The organism is Amycolatopsis sp. NPDC039088 (genome assembly GCF_055598845.1).
The window spans coordinates 32,063-54,217 of sequence record NZ_JBVKAE010000028.1 but is presented as its reverse complement, the minus strand read 5'-3'; the positions used below and the strand labels follow the sequence as shown (position 1 = coordinate 54,217).

Below are 22,155 nucleotides of genomic sequence, written 5' to 3'. Positions count from 1 at the left end.
GACGCATTTAGAGGACTAAATGCGTCTCGTTCCGCCCGGGCTTACTTGTTCGGGTCGCGCACGGCGCCGGTGTCGGCGGAAGTCGCCATCCGCGCGTAGGCCCGCAGCGCGGCGGTGACCGGCCGGTCCCGCGAGACCGGCTGCCACGGCCGCTCGCTCGCCTCCATCTTCGCCCGCCGCTCGGCGAGCACGTCCGCGTCGACGAGCAGTTCGAGGCGGCGCTCGTGGACGTCGAGCAGGATCCGGTCGCCGTTCTGGACGAGGCCGATCGTCCCGCCCGCGGCGGCTTCGGGGGAGATGTGCCCGACCGAGATGCCCGACGAGCCACCGGAGAACCGGCCGTCGGTGATCAACGCGCACTTCTTGCCGAGGCCGGAGCCCTTGAGGAACGCCGTCGGGTGCAGCATCTCCTGCATCCCCGGGCCGCCCGCCGGACCCTCGTACCGGATCACCAGCACTTCACCGGGCTGGATCTCCTTCTTGAGGATGGCCGAAACCGCCTCCTCCTGGCTTTCCAGCACCCGCGCCGGGCCTTCGAAACGCCAGAGTGCCTCGTCGATGCCCGCGGACTTGATGACCGCGCCGTTCTCGGCGAGGTTCCCGCGCAGGATCGCGAGCCCGCCGTCCTTGGTGTAGGCGTGCTCGACGTCGTGGATGCAGCCGTTCTCGGCGTCGGTGTCCAAAGAGGACCATCGGTTCCCGGTGGAGAACGCCTCCGTGGTCCGGACGCCGCCGGGTGCCGCGTGGAACAGCTCGATCGCCCGCTCCGACGGCGCCTTCGCGCGGATGTCCCAAGTGGACAGCCAGGATTCGAGATCCGGCGAGTGCACGGAGTGGACGTCGGTGTTCAGCAGCCCGCCGCGGTACAGCTCGCCGAGGATGGCCGGGATGCCGCCGGCGCGGTGGACGTCCTCCATGTGGTAGTCCGAGTTCGGCGCGACCTTCGACAGGCACGGCACCCGGCGGCCGATGGCGTCGATGTCGTCGATGGTGAAGTCGACCTCGCCCTCCTGCGCGGCGGCGAGGATGTGCAGCACCGTGTTGGTCGAACCACCCATCGCCATGTCGAGGGCCATCGCGTTCTCGAACGCCTTCTTCGACGCGATCGAGCGCGGGAGCGCGGACTCGTCGTCGTTTTCGTACCAGCGCTTGCACAGTTCGACGACCGTGCGCCCGGCGTCCTCGAACAGCGCCTTTCGGGCGGCGTGCGTCGCGAGGGTGGAGCCGTTGCCCGGCAGGGAGAGGCCGAGCGCCTCGGTCAGGCAGTTCATCGAGTTCGCGGTGAACATGCCCGAACACGAACCGCAGGTCGGGCAGGCGGAGCGCTCCACAATGGACAGACCGTCGTCGTCGACCTCGCTGCTGGCCGACGCGGCGATCGCGGTGATCAGGTCGGTGGGCGCCTGCGCGACCCCGCCGACGACCACGGCCTTCCCGGCCTCCATCGGGCCGCCGGAGACGAACACCACCGGGATGTTCAGCCGCATGGCCGCGTTCAGCATGCCCGGGGTGATCTTGTCGCAGTTGGAGATGCAGACCAGCGCGTCGGCCTGGTGCGCGTTCACCATGTATTCGACGGAGTCGGCGATGATCTCGCGAGAGGGCAGCGAGTAGAGCATTCCGCTGTGCCCCATGGCGATTCCGTCGTCGACGGCGATCGTGTGGAACTCGCGGGCGACGCCGCCCGCCTCCTTCACCGCGCCGGCCACGATCTCGCCGAGGTCCTTGAGGTGCACGTGCCCCGGCACGAACTGGGTGTAGGAGTTCGCGATGGCGACGATCGGCTTGCCGAAGTCGCTGTCGGTCATCCCGGTGGCGCGCCACAGCGAGCGCGCGCCCGCCGCGTTGCGGCCGTGGGTGGTGGTCCGGGAACGGAGTGGGGGCACGGCTGACTCCAAGGTTCGGGGTGGGACCAGGGCGCGGCCGGAGGGGCCGGTGGCCAAACTGGTCCTACCAATCTACTCCCCGGCGCCCTCGGCCTTTTCCGGAGCCGTCGTCCCGGCCGTGTCGACGTCGTCGGTGAGCCCGGACGGGTCGGCCATGTGACCCGCGCTGACCAGCGAAATCACCGGGAGATGGCGAGTGCGCACGGCGGGCAGGGCGACCTTGGTCTCGTCCTGCAGCACCGCCTGCACCTTCGCCTTGTCGGTGATGGCGAGGCCCTTGAGGGCGGACCACGGCAGCTCCCGCCGTCCGAACATCGTGCGGACTTCCAGCCCCTTCGCCGTCGCGGTCGTACGGGTCCGGATGACGAACACCGCCAGCGCGATCGGGAAGAGGTAGAGCCACTGGAGATAGGGCACGTCGCCGAACGCGACAGGCGTCACACAAACGACGAGGAAAGCGATCGCCAGCAATGCCGTGTTCGGGATTTTGAAGACGGCCTTACGGGCCTCGTTCGCCTGTTCCCGCTGCTTTTCTTCTGCCACGTCAAAGATGGTGCACCGCCGCCTTCCTGGCCTCGAACGCGGGTCGCGCCAGGCCCCGAAGGTGTCCAGCATGCGGAATCGCCGTCCCGCAGAGTTGACACTCTTGACGGCGACCGGCTAGCTTCACTCTCGTGACAACGCAGACCGGCCTCGTACTTCCCAAGCGCGTCGACGCTTAGGGAAGTCTCCGCTGCGTCGACGCGCGACCCTCGTGCGACCACTCCGGTCGGCGGGGGTTTTTTGTTGCCTGGATAGAGTTTCAGTGCCGAACCAGCCAATGAATACCCGAACGAGTGACTAGACAAGACGAGGCATACAAGCGATGACTAGTGCCACCTCGCGAGCTGATGCGAACTCCGGTACCGCCGGAGCCCGACCCAAGCCGGCGCCGCCCGCCGGGACCCCGGTGCGGGTCACGGGCGCGCAGTCGCTCGTCCGCTCGCTCGAGGCGGTGGGCGCGGAAGTCGTGTTCGGTATTCCCGGCGGCACCATTCTCCCGGCGTACGACCCGTTGCTCGACTCGACGAAGGTCCGCCACGTCCTGGTCCGGCACGAGCAGGGCGCCGGCCACGCCGCCACCGGATACGCGCAGGCGACCGGCAAGGTCGGGGTGTGCATGGCCACGTCGGGTCCCGGCGCGACCAACCTGGTCACCCCGCTGGCCGACGCGAACATGGACTCGGTCCCGGTGGTCGCCATCACCGGCCAGCAGTCCCGCGCGCTGATCGGCACGGACGCCTTCCAGGAAGCCGACATCTGCGGCATCACGATGCCCATCACCAAGCACAACTTCCTGGTCACCGATCCGATCGACATCCCGCGCACCATCGCGGAGGCCTTCCACCTCGCCTCGACCGGCCGCCCCGGCCCGGTCCTGGTGGACATCCCCAAGGACGTCCTGCAGGAGATGACCTCCTTCTCCTGGCCGACGGAGATGCGGCTGCCGGGTTACCGGCCCACCCTGCGCCCGCACGGCAAGCAGGTCCGCGAGGCCGCCCGCCTGATCAGCAAGTCGCGCCGCCCGGTCCTCTACGTCGGCGGCGGCGTGATCAAGGCCGACGCCTCGCGTCAGCTGATGGAACTGGCCGAGCTGACCGGGATCCCGGTCGTCACCACGCTGATGGCCCGCGGCGCCTTCCCCGACTCGCACCCGCAGCACCTCGGCATGCCGGGGATGCACGGTTCGGTCGCCGCCGTCGCCGCGATGCAGCGGGCGGATCTGCTGATCGCCCTCGGCGCCCGCTTCGACGACCGCGTCACCGGGCAGCTGTCCTCGTTCGCCCCGGACGCCGCCATCGTCCACGCCGACATCGATCCGGCGGAGATCTCCAAGAACCGCAAGGCGGACGTGCCGATCGTCGGCGACTGCGCGGAGATCATCACCGAGCTGATCGAGGCCGTCCGCGCCGAGACCGACAAGTCCGCGAAGCCGGATCTGAAGGACTGGTGGACGCAGGCGAGCGCTTGGCGTGACGACTACCCGGCCGGTTACGAATGGCCCGAGGACGGAACCCTTTCCCCGCAGTACGTCATCCAGCGCATCGGCGAACTCGTCGGCCCGGACGCGGTCTACACCGCGGGCGTCGGCCAGCACCAGATGTGGGCCGCGCAGTTCGTGAAGTACGAGAACCCGCGCACCTGGATCAACTCCGGCGGCCTCGGCACGATGGGCTTCGCCGTCCCGGCCGCGATGGGCGCCAAGTTCGGCATGCCGGACAAGCAGGTCTGGGCCATCGACGGCGACGGCTGCTTCCAGATGACGAACCAGGAACTGGCCACCTGCGCCATCGAAGGCGCGCCGATCAAGGTCGCCGTCATCAACAACGGCAACCTGGGCATGGTCCGCCAGTGGCAGAACCTCTTCTACTCGGAGCGGTACTCCAACACCGATCTCGGTACCCACAAGCACCGCATCCCCGACTTCACCCTGCTCGCGGAGGCGCTCGGCTGCGCCGGGCTCCGCTGCGAGACCAAAGAGGACGTCGACGCCACCATCCGGCGCGCCATGGAGATCAACGACCGCCCCGTCGTGATCGATTTCGTGGTGGGGAAGGATGCCCAAGTGTGGCCCATGGTGGCCGCGGGCACCGGTAACGACGAAATCATGGCCGTGCGCGGAATCCGCCCGCTCTTCGACGACGACGAGGTCGCCGCCGAGGCAGAGCTGAACGCCGCCACAGAAGGAGACGCCCGATGAGCGTGCACACCCTGAGCGTTCTGGTGGAGAACAAGCCCGGTGTCCTCGCGCGGGTTTCCGGACTGTTCTCCCGGCGCGGTTTCAACATCGAATCCCTCGCCGTCGGGCCCACGGAGAACCCCGAGGTGTCCCGGATGACGATCGTGGTCGCCGTTGAGGAGCTACCGCTCGAACAGGTGACCAAACAGCTCAACAAGCTGGTCAACGTCATCAAGATCGTGGAATTGGAAAAGTCCACAGCCGTGCAGCGCGAACTGCTGCTCGTCAAGGTCCGGGCCGACAACACCGTGCGCAGCCAGGTCCTCGAGACAGTTCAGCTCTTCCGCGCGAAAGTGGTGGATGTGTCCCCGGAGGCGCTCACCGTCGAAGCCACCGGCACTTCGGACAAGATCGGTGCCCTGCTGCGGATGCTGGAGCCCTATGGCATCCGCGAACTGGTCCAGTCCGGAATGGTCGCGGTCGGCCGGGGCGCCCGGTCCATCACCGCCACCTCCGCCCGTTAAAAGTCTTTAGTCAGTAAGTCAGGAAAGGAAGTAGTACCCCTCATGGCAGTGGAAATCTTTTACGACGACGACGCGGACCTTTCGATCATCCAGGGTCGCAAGGTCGCCGTGATCGGCTACGGCAGCCAGGGCCACGCGCACTCGCTCAGCCTGCGCGACTCCGGCGTCGACGTCCGCATCGGCCTGCCCGAGGGCTCGAAGTCGCGGGCCAAGGCCGAGGAGCAGGGTCTCCGCGTGCTCACCCCGGCCGAGGCCAGCGCCGAAGCCGACCTGATCATGATCCTCGCGCCGGACACCAAGCAGCGCGCCATCTACGAGAAGGACATCGAGCCGCACCTCAAGGACGGCGACGCGCTGTTCTTCGGCCACGGCTTCAACATCCGCTACGACCTGATCAAGCCGCCGTCGAACGTGGACGTCGCCATGGTCGCGCCGAAGGGCCCGGGCCACCTGGTCCGCCGCCAGTTCGTCGACGGCAAGGGCGTCCCGGCGCTCATCGCGGTCGAGCAGGACGCCTCCGGCAACGCGCAGGCGCTCGCGCTGTCCTACGCGGCCGCCATCGGTGGCGCCCGCGCGGGTGTCATCAAGACGACCTTCACCGAGGAGACCGAGACCGACCTCTTCGGCGAGCAGGCCGTTCTCTGCGGTGGCGCCTCCGCGCTGGTGCAGACCGGTTTCGAGGTGCTCACCGAGGCCGGCTACGCCCCGGAGATCGCCTACTTCGAGGTGCTGCACGAGCTGAAGCTGATCGTCGACCTCATGTACGAGGGCGGCATCGCGCGTCAGCGTTACTCGATCTCCGACACCGCCGAGTACGGCGACCTGACCCGCGGCCCGCGCGTCATCTCGCCGGCGGTCAAGGAAGAGATGAAGAAGATCCTCGGTGAGATCCAGGACGGCACCTTCGCCCGCGAATGGGTCGCCGAGGACGAGGCCGGGCGGCCGAACTTCACCAAGCTCGAGGAGCAGGGCAACCAGCACCCGATCGAGGAGACCGGCAAGAAGCTGCGCGACCTGATGTCGTGGGTGGACCGGCCGATCACCGAGACCGCCTAGTTGTCACCGCGAAGGGGCCCTTCATCGTGAAGGGCCCCTTCGTTTTGCGCAGCGGAAAGCGATACTGTGGGCACCATGAGTAAGCAGCCGGTGGACGACAAGGCCCACATCCGGCACGAACTGGACATGAGCGACGCGAAGTGGATCCGGGCGGAGCCGGAAGGCGCCGACCTCGACGACTGCGTCGAGTACGCCTTCGTGCCGCACACCGACGGCGTCACCTACACCGCGATGCGCCAGTCCTCGAATCCGGACGGCACCGTCCTGGTGTTCACCCCGGCGGAATGGGACGCCTTCGTGAAGGGCGTCCGGGACGGCGAATTCAACCTGCCCGCCTAGCTTTCGGCCCGCACGCGCGCGAACAGTTCTTTCAGGCGCCCGGTGGCGGCCGCGATGGCGAGATGGTCGGCGTAGTCACGTGATTCGACGATCAGCCCGTCGCGCACGCGCAGCACGAAGATGTTGGAGACGCGAAACTCCGGGCTGTCTCCCGCCGTGCCCTGGTAGTCGAACTCGCCGATCACCACTTCGGGATCGAGGGTCTCGTGGATCACCAGATCCCGTACCCGGAAGCGGACCTTGCCCTCCTCGCCGAACTTGAAATGCTCGTGCAGATCCGCCCTGCTCCTCAGCGTCTTCGCGCCTGGCAGGAAGGGATGTGTCACATGGGTTTCCTCGGCGTAGAGCTCGGACAATTCACCCCACGCGCCGTCCGCGACGCCGTAGACGAGCCGCTCGAAGACGCCGCGCGGGCTCTTCGGATCCGCTGACGATCCGGGCCGGGGCGGGACCGGCGTGATCTCTCGCTCCGCCGTTTCGTAGCTCTTGGCGAGTTCTTCGAGGCCGTCGCGTGCCACGGTCAGGCGCAGGTAGTCGTGGTAGTCGCGGGAGTGCGCGATGAGTCCGTCGCGTACCCGGAGGACCTGGATATTGGCGATGTCGAAGGACTTTCCGGTGTCGAGCGCCTCGCCGACGTTGCGATACTCGGCGATGATCACCTCTGGGTCGGTTGTCCCGTGAATCAGGACATCCGCCCGGTTCATGCGGACGTTGAATCCTCCGGAGAAGAGCTTCCGCAGCGTCTCGCGACCTTCGAACCGGGACGGCACGGGCGGGCGCTGTGGATTCTCGACGACGGCGTCTTCCGCGTAGAGCTCGAACAGTTCGTCCCACCGTCGGGTGGTGACGAGTTCGGAAAGCTCGTCGAAGACGTCGCGGGGTGTGGTCATGGGTCCTCCCAGTCAGACGAAACGGAGTCTGTAGTCCGCCTCCGAAGATACGGACTGCAGACTCCGTTTGTCCACCGGTTCTACTCGGCGACGGCGAGTACGACCTTGCCCGTGGTCCGCCCCGCGGCTACGAGTTCCTGCGCCTTCGCCGCCTCTGCCAGTGGGAACACGGTGTCGATGGTGGGCTTGAGCCGTCCGCTTTCGACCAGTTCCGTCAGTGCCAGCAGACCGGTGCGATCCGGCTCGGCGAGCGTGAACCCGCAGGCGACACCCGCGGCGGCGGCCAGTTCGGGCAGCCGCTCGTCGTTGGTGCGGGTCAGCTGGATCAGCCTGCCGCCGCGGCGCAGGGTCTTGAGCGACCGCGGTCCGTACTCCATGCCGATCGTGTCGAGGACGACGTCGACGTCGCGGACCTCCTCGGCGAAGTCCGCGGTGCGATAGTCGACGAGTTCGTCCGCGCCGAGGCCGCGAAGGAAGTCGTGCTTGGCGGCGCTGGCTGTGCCGATCACGTACGCGCCGCGCGCCTTGGCGATCTGGACCGCGAGATGTCCCACCCCGCCGGCCGCCGCGTGGATCAGAACTCGTTGCCCTGGCTGGATTTCGGCCGTCTCGACGAGGCTCTGCCAGACGGTGAGCCCGGCGAGCGGGACCGCCGCCGCGTGCACGTGATCCAAAGTGGACGGTTTGCGCGCGAAGTGGCGGCTCGGCGCGGCCACGTACTCGGCGTAGGCCCCCGCCTGGAACGGGAATGACGGCATACCGAAGACCTCGTCGCCGGGGGAGAACAGGGACGCGCCCGCGCCGACCTCCTCGACCACGCCGGAGACGTCCCAGCCGAGGATGAACGGCGGATCGCCCATCGGGCCGATCCCGCCGGTCTCGCGGGTTTTCCAGTCCACCGGGTTGACGCCCGCGGCGTGCACCCGGACCAGGATCTGAGTCGGGCCTGGCGTGGGCCTCTCGACGTCGACGAGTTCGAGGACTTCGGGGCCGCCCAGGCGGTTTTGGCTGATCGCTCGCATGGGTTCAGTGTTCGGTGAGCGTCGTACTTCGGCGAGGCTCGGGAGGGCCACGCGTCGTCAGGATCGGGACAAGGCGCGGGTGGAGTTGCCGGGATGCTATGAAAGGTCCTTTCCTGGCAAATTTTGCAAGGAAAGGACCTTTCATGGCGCGCGCTCAGGCGGATCGCAGCACCGACAAGATCTCCGTCTGCCCGAAGTGCTCAGCCCACCCCAAGGCCGACGACGAGTACAGCGAATCCTCAAGCGAGGGATCCGCCCCCACCGCCAGCAACGCCCGGACCGCGTCCACGTGCCCGCCCTGCACGGCCAAATGCAGCGCCGTGACACCCTCGCCATGGGAAAGCCCGCCGAACGTCCCCCGATGGTTCACCGACGCGCCGAGTTCCGCCAAAGTCCCGATCACCTCGGCTTTCCCCTGCGCCGCGGCCCACGTCAGCGCGGTCCCCCGATAGACGTCGGCGTCCACGTCGGCACCGCGCGCCACCAGCGTTCGTACCGCGTCGGACCGGTCGTTCCGCGCGGCCCAGGAAAGCGCCTCGTCGACGATCTCGGCCGGCTCGTCACTCGGCCGCCATTCCGGGAAACCGCTGTGCGGCCGGTAGAACTCGCGATGCGCGCCCGCCGCCGGGGCGAGCGTCCCGTCCGGCGCGATCAGGGAGTCGAGCAGATCGGCCCGGCCGAGCCCCGCCGCCACCCGCAGGTTGCCGGGGGACACCTCGCGCGCCGCCAGCACTTCGGCGGCCTCGCGGTGGCCCCAGAACAACGCGACGACCAGGGGTGTCCCGCCGTCGCCGCGGGCGGGCACGTCGACCGGGGCGCCCGCGTCGAGCAGCATCGTGACCAGCGGCGGCAGCCCGACGTACCCGGCCTGGTGCAGCGCCGTCCAGCCGTGCACGTTCGCCGACGCGGGATCGGCACCGTGCTCCAGCAGGATCCGGCACAGCCGCTCGTCGCGGGTCGCGGTGGCCATGCCGAGCAGATCGTTTCCATTCTTCCCGTGCGCGTGGACCAGGGTGGGCAGGTCGCCGATCAGCCGCGCGAGCCCGTCGAGATCCCGCGCGTCGATCAGTTCGTGCGCCTTGTCGAAGGCGAGTTCAGCCGGTGACGTCACGTTTCCGCACGCTACCGGCGACCACCGACAATCGTCGCCAGTCCGCCAGCGGGATCCGGTCGTCCTCGGTCAGTACCTGCAGGCAGACGTGGTCCGCGCCCGCGTCCAGATGCGCCCGCACGCGGTCGTGGATCTCGTCCTCCCCGACGGCGACCAACGCGTCGACCAGCCGATCCGATCCGTAATCCTGTTCGGTGAACCCGAACCGGCGCAGGTTCGCCCGGTGGTGGGCCGCCAGCTCCAGGTACGTCGACACGTGCCGCCGGGCGGGTTCCCGGTCCGAGCCGAGGACGACGGCCTGCTCGACGGCCAGGAAAGCCGACGGGCCCATGATCTTCCGTGCCCGGGCGGTGTGCTCGACCGGGACGAAGTACGGATGCGCCCCGTCGGCGCGTTCCGCCGCCAGCTCCAGCATCTTCGGTCCCAGCGCGGCCAGCACGCGGCGGCGCGGGGAGTCCGGTGTGGACAGTTCCGCCTCGTCCATCCCGTCGAGGTAGCCGCGCATCGCCTCCAGCGGTTTCGCGCCGGGCAGATGCCCGCCGAGTCCGAGGATGAACCGCCCGGGATATGCCTCGCCGAGGGTCCGTTCGGCGGCCGCGGCGGCGATCGGCGCCCGGTGGCCGAAGCGCGCGATGCCGGTGGCGATGTTCAGCCGGGACGTCGCGGCCAGCAGCAGACCCGCTTGCGTGAACGCCTCCCGGCCCAGGTATTCCCCGAACCACAGCGTGTCGAATCCCAGTTCTTCGACCTCGGAGGCGGCGTCGCGGACTTCGCCGATTTTCTTGCCGTCGAAGGAAAAGGTCCAGATACCGACGCTCATCGGGTCACCGCAGTCAAGGCAGGGGCGAGCCGCTCGAGCTGCGTCATCAGTGCCTCGAGTTCGTAGCCGGCCGGGCTGACGAGCACGGTGTCCGCGCCGGCGTCGACGAGTTCCTTGATCCGCCGCGCGATCTTCTCCTCGTCACCCCAGGCGACCAGTCCGTCCACGAGGCGGTCGCTGACGCCGTCGATGTCCGCGTCGGTGTAGCCCAGCCGCTTCCAGCCCTTGAAGTAATGCGGGACGTCGTACTGCTTCATCAGCGCGATGTCGTTCGCGACGCTCGCCCGCGCCTGCTCCCGGTCGCCGAGCAGTACCGAATGGGTCGGAATGAGCAGCTTGTCCGGTCCGAGGATCTCGCGGGAGTACGGCGTGTGCTCGAAGGGCTGGGCGAACGGATGCGCGCCGTCCGCCGCGTCCCGCGCGAGTTCCAGCATCTTGGGGCCGACGGCGGCGAGGACGCGCGGAAACGGTACCGGCGAAGGGAATTCGGCCGCGGCCTCGTCCATCTTCGCGAGGTACTCACGGGTCTGTTCGAGCGGCCGGTAAGCCGAACCCGTCTTCGCCGCCTGGTGGGCGTGGCCGATGCCGACCCCGAGCACGAACCGGCCGGGGAAGGCGTGAGCGAGTGTCCGGCCGCCTGCCTGGGTGGTGTACGCGGGCCGTGACCAGATGTTGGCGATGCCGGTGCCGATCACCACTCGTTCGGTCGAGGAGAGCGTGATCGCGCTGTGCGCGAACAGTTCCCGGTTCCCCGGTCCTTCGCCTGCCCACACCGTGCGGTAGCCCAGCTCTTCCAGTCGTCGCGTCGCGCGCCGCTCCTCGTCGGGTGGTGGCTGGACCATGCCCAGCGGCAACCAGACGCCGACCGGCCCGAGGCGGTCCCGTGTCTCTTCGATCAGGTTCATTCTTGTCTCTCCAGCTAAACTGAGGGAGCCTCCGGTTACCTTCAGGACTATACGGAGGCTGCCTCCGATTTGTCGAGGCTAGGCTCGGGAGTGCGATGGACACCGTGAAGAAACCGCTGCGCGCGGACGCCCGGCGTAACTACGAGCGCCTCCTCGAAGAAGCGAGGCGCGCCTTCGCCGCGAACGGGGTCGAGGCGTCGCTGGAAGAGATCGCCCGCCAGGCCGGCGTCGGCATCGGGACGCTCTACCGGCACTTCCCGACCCGGGAGGCCTTGGTCGAGACCGTGCTCCGCGAGGGGTTCGACGCGCAGGCGGCGGCGGCCCGCGAACTACTGGGCTCGCCGGAGCCGCTGGGTGCGCTGAAGGCCTGGCTCGCCGGGATGGGTGAACAGTCGGCGCGGTATCGCGGGCTCCCCGAACTGATGGTCGACGTCCTCAACGACGAAACCTCTCCGCTGTACGCCTCGTGCCACGCGATGCGGGAGGGTGTGTCCCACCTGGTGGAAAGGGCGAAAGCTTCGGGGGACCTCCGGGCGGACGTCACAGCGCACGAATTACTGGTGCTGTTGCACGCGCTTTCCTGGGCCAGTGAATATCTTTCGGGTGACAAGGGCCTCGACCGGCTCCTCGATCTCGTTTTCGCCGGATTACGGGCGAGTTAACAATCCCTTGTCACCAGGTCTAAACTGCGGCGCAACCGGGCACAACGGCGTGGCCGTAGTTCTGAGGCACTGGACCAGATAGTGGGAGCCGTATCGTGACCAAGCCGAACAAGCCCGTCGTCCTCATCGCGGAGAAGCTCGCCCCTTCCGTGCTGAGCGTGTTCTCCGACGAGGTCGAGGTCCAGCATGTGGACGGTACGGACCGCCCCGCGCTGCTCGAAGCCGTGAAGACCGCGGACGCGCTGCTCGTGCGCTCCGCCACCAAGGTCGACGCCGAGGTCCTCGCCGCGACCACCTCGCTCAAGGTGGTCGCCCGCGCCGGCGTCGGGCTCGACAACGTCGAGGTCCCCGCCGCCACCGAACGCGGTGTGCTGGTGGTCAACGCGCCGACGTCGAACATCGTCTCCGCCGCCGAGCACGCCGTCGCGCTGCTGCTCGCGGTCGCCCGCCGGGTCCCGGCCGCGGACCAGAGCCTCCAGGGCGGCGCGTGGAAGCGCAGCGCCTACTCCGGCGTCGAGATCCAGGGCAAGACCATCGGTGTGGTCGGCCTCGGCAAGATCGGCCAGCTGTTCGCGCAGCGCCTCGCCGCCTTCGACACCAAGCTCATCGCGTACGACCCCTACGTCTCGGCGGCTCGCGCCGCGCAGCTCGGCATCGAGCTGGTCACGCTGGACGAGCTGCTGGAGCGCGCCGACGCGATCTCCATCCACCTGCCGAAGACCCCGGAGACCAAGGGCCTCATCGGCGCCGAGGCGCTCAAGAAGGTCAAGCAGGGCGTCATCATCGTCAACGCCGCGCGCGGCGGCCTGATCGACGAGCAGGCGCTGGCGGACGCGGTCAGCTCCGGCCACGTCGGCGGCGCCGGTGTCGACGTGTTCGTCACCGAGCCGACCACCGAGAGCCCGCTGTTCGGGCTGCCGAACGTCGTCGTCACGCCGCACCTCGGCGCGTCGACCGCCGAGGCGCAGGATCGTGCGGGCACCGACGTCGCGAAGTCCGTGCTGCTCGCGCTGCGCGGCGACTTCGTGCCGGACGCGGTGAACGTCGCGGGCGGTGGCACGGTCGGCGAGCTCGTGCGGCCGTACCTCTCGCTCACCCAGAAGCTCGGCACCGTGCTGACCGCGCTCAACCCGAAGGCGCCGTCCTCGGTCACCGTCGTGGTCAAGGGCGAGCTGTCCAGCGAGGACGTCAGCGTGCTGCCGCTCGCCGCCGAGCGCGGCGTGTTCTCCGGCGTCGTCGAGGACCAGGTCACCTTCGTGAACGCGCCGCGGGTGGCGGAGGAACTGGGCGTCCAGGTCGAACTGGTCACCGAGACCGAGAGCCCCAAGTTCCGCAGCCTGGTCACCGTCCGCGCGGTCTACGCCGACGGCGCGACCCTGTCGGTGTCCGGTTCGGTCACCGGCAAGGACGACGTCGAGAAGCTGGTCGAGGTCAACGGCCGTCACTTCGACCTGCGCGCCGAGGGCAACGTGCTGCTGCTCGAGTACCCGGACCGCCCGGGCATCATGGGCCGCGTCGGCACGCTGCTCGGCGAGGCGGGCATCAACATCGAGGCCGCGCAGATCAGCCAGACCACCGACGGCGCGGACGCGGTGATGCTGCTGCGCGTCGACCGTTCCGTGGACTCGCACCTGCTGGAGCCGATCGGCGCCACCGTCGGCGCGCACACGATCCGCGCGGTCAACTTCGGCTGAGCTCCCAAGTAGTACATGAAGGCCCCCATCCTTGCGGTAGGCGCAAGGATGGGGGCCTTCATGTACTTCCGCGATTAGTCGACCAACTGTGGTCGTTGTGTGTGCGGGGTTCGCGGAATGCAGAGCAAGATTCAATAACGGTGAAAAATGCCTACTGAAGTCGGGCTGGTCCCCGGATAGGTTCTTGCGGCGAGGCCGAACCATCGCGTCGTGAAGGGCACGGCGCGGCGCCGGGGCTCACCGTCGGGGGTGTGTTCGAGCGGCAGGCAGGTTCGAAGTCAAGGCCTCGAGTGAGGGCACGTACTCATGAACAGATCCCGCGTACCCCGGTGGGCCATCCGCTCATCGGCCGCGGTCTTCGCCGCACTGCTCGCGACGTCCGTGACCGGGGCGACGGCAGCCGCACAGGATGTCCCGCTCGCGGACGGCGTCACGCCGGCGAAGATCGACCGTAATGGCTTCCAGGGGAAGGTCGAACCGAAGCTCAAGGCCGCGCAGGGGCAGATCACCGCCTTTGTCGAGCTGGCCAAGCAGCCGGCCGTCGACGCCTTCAACGCCGAGCAGAACAAGGGCGCAGGCAAGGAAAAGGCCAAGCAGGCCGCGAAGGCCGCCAAGGCCGACGCCGCCGCCACGGTGAACTCGGTCGTCGGTCAGCTCAAGGCCGCCGACGCCGGCACCCAGCTGGTCACCCAGACCTCGAACGCGGTCGCGGGCGCGGTCGTCACGGCCGACGCGGCGAAGATCCGCGAGCTGGCGAAGCGGCCGGACGTCATCTCGGTCAAGAAGGTGGTGCCGAAGACCCGCACCAACTCCAGCGCGGTCCAGCTGACCAACACACTCGCTTCGTGGCAGCAGACCGGCCGTTACGGCGACGGCATCCGCGTCGGCGTGATCGACGACGGCATCGACTACACCCACGCCGACTTCGGCGGTCCGGGCACGGCCGAGGCGTACAAGGCGATCAACCGCGACCAGGCCACCACCGCCTTCCCGACCGACAAGGTCGTCGGCGGTATCGACCTGGTCGGCGACGCCTACGACACCGGCAGCGCCGACCCGGCCCTCCACGTCCCGAAGCCGGACCCCAACCCGCTCGCCTGCGGCCACCACGGCACGCACGTCGCGGGCACGGTCGCCGGTTTCGGTGTGGACGAAGCGGGCAAGACCTTCACCGGCGACTACAAGAAGCTCAACAAGAAGAAGATCGAAGCGATGCAGATCGGCCCGGGCACCGCGCCCAAGGCCCTGCTGTACGCGATCAAGGTCTTCGGCTGCGACGGCTCGACCAACGTCACCTCGCAGGCGCTCGACTGGTCGCTCGACCCGGACGGTGACGGCGACTTCACCGACCACCTCGACGTGGTCAACCTGTCGCTGGGTGGCGACTTCGCCACCCCGGACGACCCGGATTCGCTGTTCGTGCGCAAGATCGCCGCGAACAACGTCGTCCCGGTGTTCTCCGCGGGCAACGGCGGCGACCTCAACGACGTCGGCGGCGCGCCGGGCAACACGCCCGAAGCGCTGACCGTCGCCAGCAGCCGTGACGCGTCCGTCCTGCGCGACGCCGTCGAAGCCGTCGCTCCCGACGGTGTCAAGGGTGCGAAGACCGGGCAGTTCAGCCAGAACTACGCGGCCTACGACACGCTCGACGTCACCGCGCCGGTGGTCGCCATCTCGGCCGACAACGCCGCGGGCTGCAAGCCGTACTCCGACGCCGACAAGGCGAAGGTCGCGGGCAAGATCGTGTTCCTCGAATGGGACGACAACGACGCGACCCGCGCGTGCGGTTCGGGCGCCCGCTCGAACAACGCGCAGGCCGCCGGTGCCAAGGGCGCGCTCTTCTCGTCCACGCTGGAGCACTTCTCCGCCGGGATCGCGGGCAACGCGGCCCTGCCGACGTTCCAGTTCACCGGCAGCGCGACCGCCTCGGTCCGCCCGGCGCTGGCCGCCGGCACGCTGCAGATCCGCATGACCGGCAAGGGCCGCGTGTCCGTGCCGACCACCGATCAGTCCATTGTGGACACCCCGAGCTCGTTCACCTCGCGTGGCGGGCGTGGTCCGGCGGTCAAGCCGGACGTCGCGGCGCCCGGTGACTCGATCTCGTCGGCGCTGGCGGGCAGCGGTGCCGGACGCCTGGTCATCTCCGGGACGTCGATGGCGGCTCCGCACACCTCGGGTATCACCGCCCTGATCCGTCAGGCGCACCCCGACTGGTCGGTCGAGGAGGTCAAGGCCTCGGTCATCAACACCGCCGGGCACGACATCCACGACGCCTCCGGCCGCACCTACGGACCGCAGCGTGTCGGCAGCGGCCGGATCGACGCGAAGGCCGCGCTGGACAACCAGGTCCTGGCCTACGTCGTCGACAATCCCGGCTTCGTCACCGTCAACTTCGGTGTCGTCGAAGCGGGCGGCCCGGTCACCCTGACCAAGACGGTCAAGGTGGTCAACAAGGGCATCAAGCCGGTCGAGTACTCGGTGGGCTACGAAGCCGTGAACGCGCTCCCCGGAGTCGAGTACACAGTGGACAAGCCGACGGTGAAGCTGAGCCCGCGCGGTGTCGCGCTGGTGAAGGTGACCCTGAAGATCGCCGACCCCAAGGCGCTGCGCAAGGTCATGGACCCGACCATGGTGGCGACGCAGGTCGGCCTCGCCCGGCAGTTCGTGGCGGACGCCTCCGGCCGGATCGCGTTCACCCCGAAGAGCGGCACCACCGTTCCGCTGCGGCTCTCGGTGTACTCCGCGCCGAAGCCCGTCTCGTCCATCAACACCCCGGGCAACGTCAACTTCGGCGCCGGCCAGGACCAGGCCGTGCTGAACCTGACCGGCAAGGGCGTGGACCAGGGCACCGGCCCGCAGCGGTACCGCTCGCTGATCAGCGTGCTCGAACTGCAGGCGGAATCCCCGCAGCTGCCCGAGTGCGACGGCGACGTCACCACCGACTGCACGCTGAACCAGACCGCCAAGGGCGGCGACCTGCGCTACGTCGGCGCGGCGTCCACGGCTCCGCTGGCCAAGGCGCAGGGGCAGCCGGAGAACGCGTTGCTGGCCTTCGGTCTCACCACCTGGAGCGATCTGGCCAACATGGGCAGCAACACCTCGCCGTTCGTGGACATCGACACCACGGGCGACGGGCAGCCGGACTTCGAAACCTATGTGACCAAGGTGACGTCCACCGACGTCCTCGTGGCGGTCACCGTGGCGCTGAAGCCGGGCTTCCCGCAGGTGGACATCCAGCCGGTCAACGGTCAGCTCGGCGACGTCGACACCAACGTGTACGACACCAACGCCGTCGTGCTGCCGGTGAGCATCGCGGCACTGGGCATCGACCCGAACGCCGCGTCGCACAAGATCAGCTACACGGTCGGGACCTCCGGGTTCTACGCGGCGCCGGGTGCGGGCTCGTCGACGATCGACTACGTCGGCACGCCGCTTTCGTTCGACGCCTTGGCTCCCTCGTACACGGTCCAGGGCGGCGGCGACTCCGCGCTGGGCTACGTCGCGAAGCCGGGCACGGCGCTGGTGGTCAACCGCAACGCGGCCGCGCAGGACACCGTCCTCGGTCTGCTGGCGATCGAGCACCACAACGCCTCGGGCAACCGGGCGAACGTGGTCAAGATCCAGGCGAACGCCGGCGGCGGGAACGCGGGCGTCGACCGGCCGGGCAACGGCGGACGGCACACCGGGCGTCAGCCGATCGGGGTGGGCTGATCCGTAGTGCGGTGATCCACGTTCGATGAGGTGAGGGACGCCCTGGCGGCAAGCTGTGCGCCAGGGCGTCCCTTCTTGTATTCACCCTTTCGGCTGTCTCGCTCTGTGGGAGGTTCCGGCATAAGGGTGGTGCGGCTACGGCTACCGGGCTACAGCCGGTAACCTTCCGCTGCTGGCGTTTTCTTGCGGATGGGCCATCCGGACTGCCGGTGGCCTGGTCTACGGAGGTGTGTGGATGCGGCTCGCGGTGATCCCAGGAGACGGGATCGGGCCCGAAGTGGTCTCCGAGGCGCTCAAGGTGCTCGGTGAGGTCGTACCGGCGGCGGAGATCACGAACTACGACCTCGGCGCCGCCCGGTGGCACTCCACCGGTGAGCTGCTCCCGGAGTCCGTGCTCGGTGAACTCCGGCAGCACGACGCGATCCTGCTGGGCGCGGTGGGCGACCCGACGGTGCCGAGCGGCATTCTGGAGCGTGGGCTGCTGCTGCGGCTCCGGTTCGAGCTCGACCACCATGTGAACCTCCGCCCCGCGCGGTTGTACCCGGGTGTGCGCGGCCCGCTCGCCGATTCGGGCGAGATCGACATGGTCGTCGTGCGTGAAGGCACCGAAGGCCCGTACGCGGGCAACGGTGGCTTGCTGCGCAAGGACACCGAGCACGAGATCGCGACGGAGGTCAGCGTCAACACGGCGTTCGGCGTCCGGCGTGTGGTGACCGACGCGTTCAACCGTGCCGAGGCGCGGCCTCGTAAGCACCTGACGCTGCTGCACAAGACGAATGTGCTGGAGTACGCGGGTTCGCTGTGGTCGCGGATCGTCGAAGAGGTCTCGTTGGAGCACCCGGAGGTGACGGTCGCCTACTCCCATGTGGACGCCGCCACCATCCACCTGGTGACCGACCCGTCCCGCTTCGACGTCGTGGTGACGGACAACCTGTTCGGCGACATCATCACCGACCTCGCGGCCGCCGTGACCGGTGGCATCGGGCTCGCGGCGAGCGGGAACCTCGACATCACGCGGCGGAACCCGAGCATGTTCGAGCCGGTGCACGGCAGTGCCCCGGACATCGCGGGCCAGGGTCTCGCCGACCCGACCGCCGCGGTGCTTTCGGTCGCGTTGCTGCTGGACCACTTGGGACAGAAGGAAGCGGCGCGGCGGATCGAGGCCTCGGTGGCCTTCGACCTCGCGACCCGCGACCAGGCGTCGCCCGGTGCGACGCACGCGATCGGGGACCGGCTGGCGGCCCTCGTTTCGTCGAACGTGCGCACGGTCACGCAGTAGTCGTTCGTGTTATGAACGGGACTTTCATTGCAGAATTTGCAATGAAAGTCCCGTTCATAACATCCGAGGCTCCCAGGAAGTGGGAAATGCCGCCCGGCTTGTGGACGCCCGGCGGAGCATGTGCCATGATGCGTTCGTGACCTCCTGCACCATCATTATCGCCGAGCGCGCCGGATAACCGCTCCACAAGAGCCCCCGGCGCGCAACCTCTCGCACCCATGCGGGAGGTTTTTTTGTGCCCGAACCAGCTTCGCCCCACCACGAGGAGTTCCCCGTGACTCGCACGGAGCCCGCCGACACCCCGCTCGGCGACGCATTCCACCTCTACGACACGACGTTGCGCGACGGCGCGCAGCGCGAGGGGATCTCCTACTCCGTCACGGACAAACTGGCGGTGGCGAGGCTGCTCGACGATCTCGGGGTCGGGTTCATCGAAGGCGGCTGGCCGGGCGCACTGCCCAAGGACACGGAATTCTTCGCCCGCGCCGCTTCCGGCGAACTGAAACTCCGCCACGCCGCGCTCGTGGCCTTCGGCGCGACGCGAAAGGCGGGCGCCAAGGCGGAGCAGGACAGGCAGGTTCGCGCCCTGCTCGACTCCCAGGCGCCGGTGATCACGCTGGTGGCCAAATCGGACCTTCGCCATATCGAGCGCGCGCTGCGGGTCGACGTCGACGAAGCCTGCGCGATGGTGCGGGACACCGTCGCGTTCCTCGTCGGCGAAGGACGCCGCGTTTTCCTTGACGCGGAACACTTTTTCGACGGCTACGCGTTCTCCCAGGACACCGCGTTGAAGGTGCTCGACGCGGGGATGAACGCCGGCGCCGATGTCGCCGTGCTGTGCGACACCAACGGCGGCCAATTGCCGCTCGGCCTCGCGGAAACCGTCCGCGAGGTCAAGGAAAGGACCGGATTCCGGCTCGGAATCCATTGCCAGGACGACACTTCCTGCGCGGTGGCGAACTCCGTCGCCGCCGTGCAGGCCGGCGTGACGCACGTCCAGTGCACCGCCAATGGTTACGGTGAACGAGCGGGTAACGCCGATCTGTTCGCCGTGACGGGAAATCTGGTGACCAAGCTCGGGATGGAGGTGCTCCCGACCGGAGGCGCCGCCGAGCTCACCCGGGTCTCCCATGCTCTTGCCGAAATCGCCAACCTCGCCCCCTACACCCACCAGGCTTACGTAGGGGCGTCGGCCTTCGCCCACAAGGCGGGACTGCACGCGAGCGCGATCAAGGTGGATCCGTTGCTGTACAACCACATCGATCCAGCTTCTGTCGGCAATGACATGCGGGTACTGGTCACCGAGATGGCCGGCAGGGCCAGCCTGGAGCTCAAGGGACGTGAGCTCGGGGTCGACCTTGCCGGCCAGCCCGAAGCGCTGACAAGCGCCGTACGCAAGGTGAAGCAACTCGAATCCGAAGGCTGGTCCTTCGAGGCCGCGGACGCTTCACTGGAACTGTTGCTGCGGCGGGAGGTCGACGGCCCGCAGAACGACGTCCTCGACGAACCGCCGTTCGAACTCGAGTCGTACCGGGTCGTACTGGACCACCGCTCCGACGGCGAAGTCGTCTCGGAGGCGACGGTGAAGGTGCACGTCGCCGGGCAGCGCGTGATCGCCACGGCCGAAGGCAACGGCCCCGTGCACGCCCTCGACGCCGCCCTGCGCGAAGCACTCAGCCCGCACCTGTCCTGGTTGGACAGTGTCGAGCTGGCCGACTACAAGGTGCGGATCCTGCCCGGCCATCCGGGCACCGACGCCGTCACACGCGTGCTCGTCGAGACCAGCGACGGTGAACGGGAATGGACCACGGTCGGCGTGCACGGCAACATCGTCGAGGCGAGCTGGCTCGCGCTGTGCGACGCGCTCGTGCACAAGTCCCTTACCCAAGCGTGAGCGCGGCACGCGCTCGAGTGACGACGGTAGGTGAAAATCCGCCTGTCGGCGGTGTATGACGATCACGCTCCGCCGCTAACCTGAACGGTGGCCTGCAAGGGGACAGGTACCGTCTCGCCTGCGACCCGGTCGAGCGTGCCTGCCGAGGATCGGGGGCACATGTGGCGTCGTGGGATGACCGGCTGCCGTCGGAAACCGATTTCGCGCGGCTGACGTGGGTGAAGAGTTCATACAGCGAAGCCAACGACCCTGAATGTATTGAGGTCACTGTCGTTCGTGACGTGGTCTTCGTTCGTGATTCGAAAGCCCCGGGACCGACCCTCGGCTTCACTCCCGCCGCGTGGAAAGCCTTCATCGAGGGACCCCTCGGCGCCTGAGTCTGCTTGACCTTCCTGACGGCCTCACCACGTGCGGTGGGGCCACTTTGTCATGCTCGGGCCGCGGCCGGGATTCATGCGGGTAGCCGCATGCGATGAAGCATAGTGAAGCCTCGCCTTATGGCAGGTTCCGGTCTGCACCGGCCGATGTGACTCAAGTCATAGAGGATGGTACCGTTCTGCCAGGTGGCAGATTGCCAGAACTCAGGAGGACTGCAGATCATGACGAGGGCCCAAACTCCGGTGACCAGCCAGCGGCGCCTGCTGGCGGCTGTGCGGGAGGCCCGCGACACGCTGAGGCTCACGCAGAAGGAGGTCGCGGAGGCACTCGACTGGTCGGTTTCGAAGATCATCCGGATCGAGAACGGGTCGGTGGGTTTGTCCACGACCGACCTGAAGGCCTTGCTCCTGCACTACGGCATCACGGACCGCGATCGCGTCGAGACCTATGTCCAGCTGGCGAAGGAGAGCAGGCAGCCAGGGTGGTGGGACGAGTACCGCCGGGTGTTCAGGCAGGAGTTCGTCCGATTCCTCGGGCTGGAGGCCTCGGCCGTCGGCATCCGGCAGTTCCAGTTGCTGCTCGTTCCCGGCTTGCTTCAGGTGCCCGAGTACATCCGATCCTTGATGGAGAAGGGGCCGAACACGGCGGAGGCCGTGGAGCGCGGGATCGAGGTGCGCCTCATCCGGCAAGGGCGGCTGAAGGACATGGAGTTCCAGCACCACTTCATCATCGACGAGTCGGTGCTCTACCGGCGGGTCACCGACGCGGACGGCTGGCGGAAGCAGCTCACCCACCTGCGGAAAGTGGCCGAGCAGCCCAATGTCACCTTGCAGGTGTTCCCGTTCACGGCGGGTTTCCTGCGGGGGATGCGCAGCTCGTTCCAGCTCATGGAGCTGTCCGACCAGGCGAACGACTACTTCCTCACCGTCGAGCAGCCCTCGGGTGACGTCTATTTCGACGAAGCCGCCGGAGCGGACAAGGGTGGCGAGTACCTGAAGATCTTCTACCAGCTCGAAGAGGCGGCCCTGCCGCCCGAAGAGACCCCGCGCATGATCGACAAGGCGCTGGCGAGGCTGGAGGAAGAATGAGATAGCCCGAACGTGAAAGGGCGGCTTCTGCTGGCACAGAAGCCGCCCGAGTGGCAATACCCACAGGACTCACCGCGTAGCGAGGCGTGGACGTACTGCCGGATCGTCAGCATACGACCTAATCGCCTCCGAAGGCTGCCCCCGTCCCGGTGGCCGTCGGCGTTCACCTGTCCGAGC

Annotated in this window: 18 protein-coding genes; 11 read left to right on the top strand and 7 right to left on the bottom strand. The window is 68.2% G+C overall.

The features are described 5' to 3' along the window. Positions 1–41: 41 nt before the first annotated feature. Both ilvD and ACZ7KI_RS30645 read right to left on the bottom strand, forming a co-directional pair. Entirely contained in the window at positions 42–1,886 is a 1,845-nt protein-coding gene (gene ilvD / locus ACZ7KI_RS30650; RefSeq protein WP_470276526.1) for a dihydroxy-acid dehydratase, read from the bottom strand. Positions 1,887–1,958: 72 nt separating this feature from the next. Further along, positions 1,959–2,429: a PH domain-containing protein gene (locus ACZ7KI_RS30645; RefSeq protein ID WP_470276525.1), complete on the bottom strand. Its 471-nt coding sequence runs from the start codon at positions 2,427–2,429 to the stop codon at positions 1,959–1,961. A 406-nt stretch (positions 2,430–2,835) separates the two neighbouring features. Between ACZ7KI_RS30645 and ACZ7KI_RS30640 the strand changes: the two genes are divergently transcribed. The 4 genes from ACZ7KI_RS30640 to ACZ7KI_RS30625 all read left to right on the top strand — a co-directional run bounded on the left by ACZ7KI_RS30640 (position 2,836) and on the right by ACZ7KI_RS30625 (position 6,524). After that, the gene (locus ACZ7KI_RS30640) at positions 2,836–4,626 is read left to right on the top strand and encodes an acetolactate synthase large subunit (protein ID WP_470276524.1); all 1,791 of its coding nucleotides are present in this window, start codon (positions 2,836–2,838) and stop codon (positions 4,624–4,626) included. Beyond that, positions 4,623–5,129: an acetolactate synthase small subunit gene (gene ilvN, locus ACZ7KI_RS30635; RefSeq protein WP_034315713.1), complete on the top strand. Its 507-nt coding sequence runs from the start codon at positions 4,623–4,625 to the stop codon at positions 5,127–5,129. The genes ACZ7KI_RS30640 and ilvN overlap by 4 nt, the downstream gene beginning before the upstream one ends. Positions 5,130–5,171: 42 nt before the next feature. Continuing rightward, on the top strand, positions 5,172–6,185 hold the full coding sequence (gene ilvC / locus ACZ7KI_RS30630; protein WP_125786780.1) for a ketol-acid reductoisomerase: 1,014 nt from the start codon (positions 5,172–5,174) through the stop codon (positions 6,183–6,185). A 75-nt stretch (positions 6,186–6,260) separates the two neighbouring features. Beyond that, positions 6,261–6,524 (top strand): DUF397 domain-containing protein, encoded by a 264-nt coding sequence (locus ACZ7KI_RS30625; RefSeq protein WP_470276523.1) that lies wholly within the window; start codon positions 6,261–6,263, stop codon positions 6,522–6,524. On the opposite strand, the gene ACZ7KI_RS30620 is transcribed toward ACZ7KI_RS30625, so the two are convergent. The 5 genes from ACZ7KI_RS30620 to ACZ7KI_RS30600 all read right to left on the bottom strand — a co-directional run bounded on the left by ACZ7KI_RS30620 (position 6,521) and on the right by ACZ7KI_RS30600 (position 11,272). Then, positions 6,521–7,414, bottom strand: a complete 894-nt coding sequence (locus ACZ7KI_RS30620; protein ID WP_470276522.1) for a nuclear transport factor 2 family protein — start codon at positions 7,412–7,414, stop codon at positions 6,521–6,523. The genes ACZ7KI_RS30625 and ACZ7KI_RS30620 overlap by 4 nt on opposite strands. Before the next feature lie 80 nt (positions 7,415–7,494). Beyond that, positions 7,495–8,436 carry an NADP-dependent oxidoreductase gene (locus tag ACZ7KI_RS30615; protein WP_470276521.1) on the bottom strand — a complete coding sequence of 314 codons (942 nt, stop codon included), beginning with the start codon at positions 8,434–8,436 and terminating at the stop codon, positions 7,495–7,497. A 154-nt stretch (positions 8,437–8,590) separates the two neighbouring features. Continuing rightward, positions 8,591–9,547 carry an ankyrin repeat domain-containing protein gene (locus ACZ7KI_RS30610; protein WP_470276520.1) on the bottom strand — a complete coding sequence of 319 codons (957 nt, stop codon included), beginning with the start codon at positions 9,545–9,547 and terminating at the stop codon, positions 8,591–8,593. Beyond that, positions 9,531–10,367 carry a TIGR03620 family F420-dependent LLM class oxidoreductase gene (locus ACZ7KI_RS30605; RefSeq protein WP_470276519.1) on the bottom strand — a complete coding sequence of 279 codons (837 nt, stop codon included), beginning with the start codon at positions 10,365–10,367 and terminating at the stop codon, positions 9,531–9,533. The genes ACZ7KI_RS30610 and ACZ7KI_RS30605 overlap by 17 nt, the downstream gene beginning before the upstream one ends. Then, positions 10,364–11,272 carry a TIGR03620 family F420-dependent LLM class oxidoreductase gene (locus tag ACZ7KI_RS30600; RefSeq protein WP_470276518.1) on the bottom strand — a complete coding sequence of 303 codons (909 nt, stop codon included), beginning with the start codon at positions 11,270–11,272 and terminating at the stop codon, positions 10,364–10,366. Before ACZ7KI_RS30600 ends, ACZ7KI_RS30605 begins: the two co-directional genes overlap by 4 nt. A gap of 95 nt (positions 11,273–11,367) precedes the next feature. Between ACZ7KI_RS30600 and ACZ7KI_RS30595 the strand changes: the two genes are divergently transcribed. The 7 genes from ACZ7KI_RS30595 (at position 11,368) to ACZ7KI_RS30565 (ending at position 21,978) form a co-directional block, all read left to right on the top strand. Beyond that, positions 11,368–11,934, top strand: a complete 567-nt coding sequence (locus ACZ7KI_RS30595) for a TetR/AcrR family transcriptional regulator (RefSeq protein WP_470276517.1) — start codon at positions 11,368–11,370, stop codon at positions 11,932–11,934. 95 nt (positions 11,935–12,029) lie between these two features. Then, the gene (gene serA / locus ACZ7KI_RS30590) at positions 12,030–13,628 is read left to right on the top strand and encodes a phosphoglycerate dehydrogenase (protein WP_470276516.1); all 1,599 of its coding nucleotides are present in this window, start codon (positions 12,030–12,032) and stop codon (positions 13,626–13,628) included. Between the two features lie 306 nt (positions 13,629–13,934). Further along, positions 13,935–17,339: a S8 family peptidase gene (locus ACZ7KI_RS30585; protein WP_470276515.1), complete on the top strand. Its 3,405-nt coding sequence runs from the start codon at positions 13,935–13,937 to the stop codon at positions 17,337–17,339. 235 nt (positions 17,340–17,574) lie between these two features. Then, positions 17,575–18,618, top strand: coding sequence for a 3-isopropylmalate dehydrogenase (locus ACZ7KI_RS30580; RefSeq protein ID WP_037304890.1), 1,044 nt, complete (start codon positions 17,575–17,577; stop codon positions 18,616–18,618). Positions 18,619–18,892: 274 nt separating this feature from the next. Continuing rightward, a complete protein-coding gene (gene cimA / locus ACZ7KI_RS30575) occupies positions 18,893–20,512 on the top strand; it encodes a citramalate synthase (protein WP_470276514.1) in 1,620 nt (539 codons plus the stop codon). 161 nt (positions 20,513–20,673) lie between these two features. Further along, complete coding sequence (locus ACZ7KI_RS30570; RefSeq protein WP_470276513.1) at positions 20,674–20,889, top strand: DUF397 domain-containing protein; 216 nt, start codon at positions 20,674–20,676, stop codon at positions 20,887–20,889. A gap of 222 nt (positions 20,890–21,111) precedes the next feature. After that, on the top strand, positions 21,112–21,978 hold the full coding sequence (locus tag ACZ7KI_RS30565; protein WP_470276512.1) for a helix-turn-helix domain-containing protein: 867 nt from the start codon (positions 21,112–21,114) through the stop codon (positions 21,976–21,978). The last annotated feature ends 177 nt before the right edge of the window (positions 21,979–22,155 follow it).

Bases quoted from the DNA above. Each gene is read 5' to 3' on its own strand.
- ACZ7KI_RS30595 (WP_470276517.1), top strand. From the start codon at position 11,368: ATGGACACCGTGAAGAAACCGCTGCGCGCGGACGCCCGGCGTAACTAC.
- ACZ7KI_RS30565 (WP_470276512.1), top strand. From the start codon at position 21,112: ATGACGAGGGCCCAAACTCCGGTGACCAGCCAGCGGCGCCTGCTGGCG.
- ilvC (WP_125786780.1), top strand. From the start codon at position 5,172: ATGGCAGTGGAAATCTTTTACGACGACGACGCGGACCTTTCGATCATC.
- ACZ7KI_RS30605 (WP_470276519.1), bottom strand. From the start codon at position 10,367: ATGAGCGTCGGTATCTGGACCTTTTCCTTCGACGGCAAGAAAATCGGC.
- ACZ7KI_RS30580 (WP_037304890.1), top strand. From the start codon at position 17,575: ATGCGGCTCGCGGTGATCCCAGGAGACGGGATCGGGCCCGAAGTGGTC.
- ACZ7KI_RS30620 (WP_470276522.1), bottom strand. From the start codon at position 7,414: ATGACCACACCCCGCGACGTCTTCGACGAGCTTTCCGAACTCGTCACC.
- ACZ7KI_RS30585 (WP_470276515.1), top strand. From the start codon at position 13,935: ATGAACAGATCCCGCGTACCCCGGTGGGCCATCCGCTCATCGGCCGCG.
- ilvN (WP_034315713.1), top strand. From the start codon at position 4,623: ATGAGCGTGCACACCCTGAGCGTTCTGGTGGAGAACAAGCCCGGTGTC.
- ACZ7KI_RS30625 (WP_470276523.1), top strand. From the start codon at position 6,261: ATGAGTAAGCAGCCGGTGGACGACAAGGCCCACATCCGGCACGAACTG.
- ACZ7KI_RS30615 (WP_470276521.1), bottom strand. From the start codon at position 8,436: ATGCGAGCGATCAGCCAAAACCGCCTGGGCGGCCCCGAAGTCCTCGAA.
- ACZ7KI_RS30600 (WP_470276518.1), bottom strand. From the start codon at position 11,272: ATGAACCTGATCGAAGAGACACGGGACCGCCTCGGGCCGGTCGGCGTC.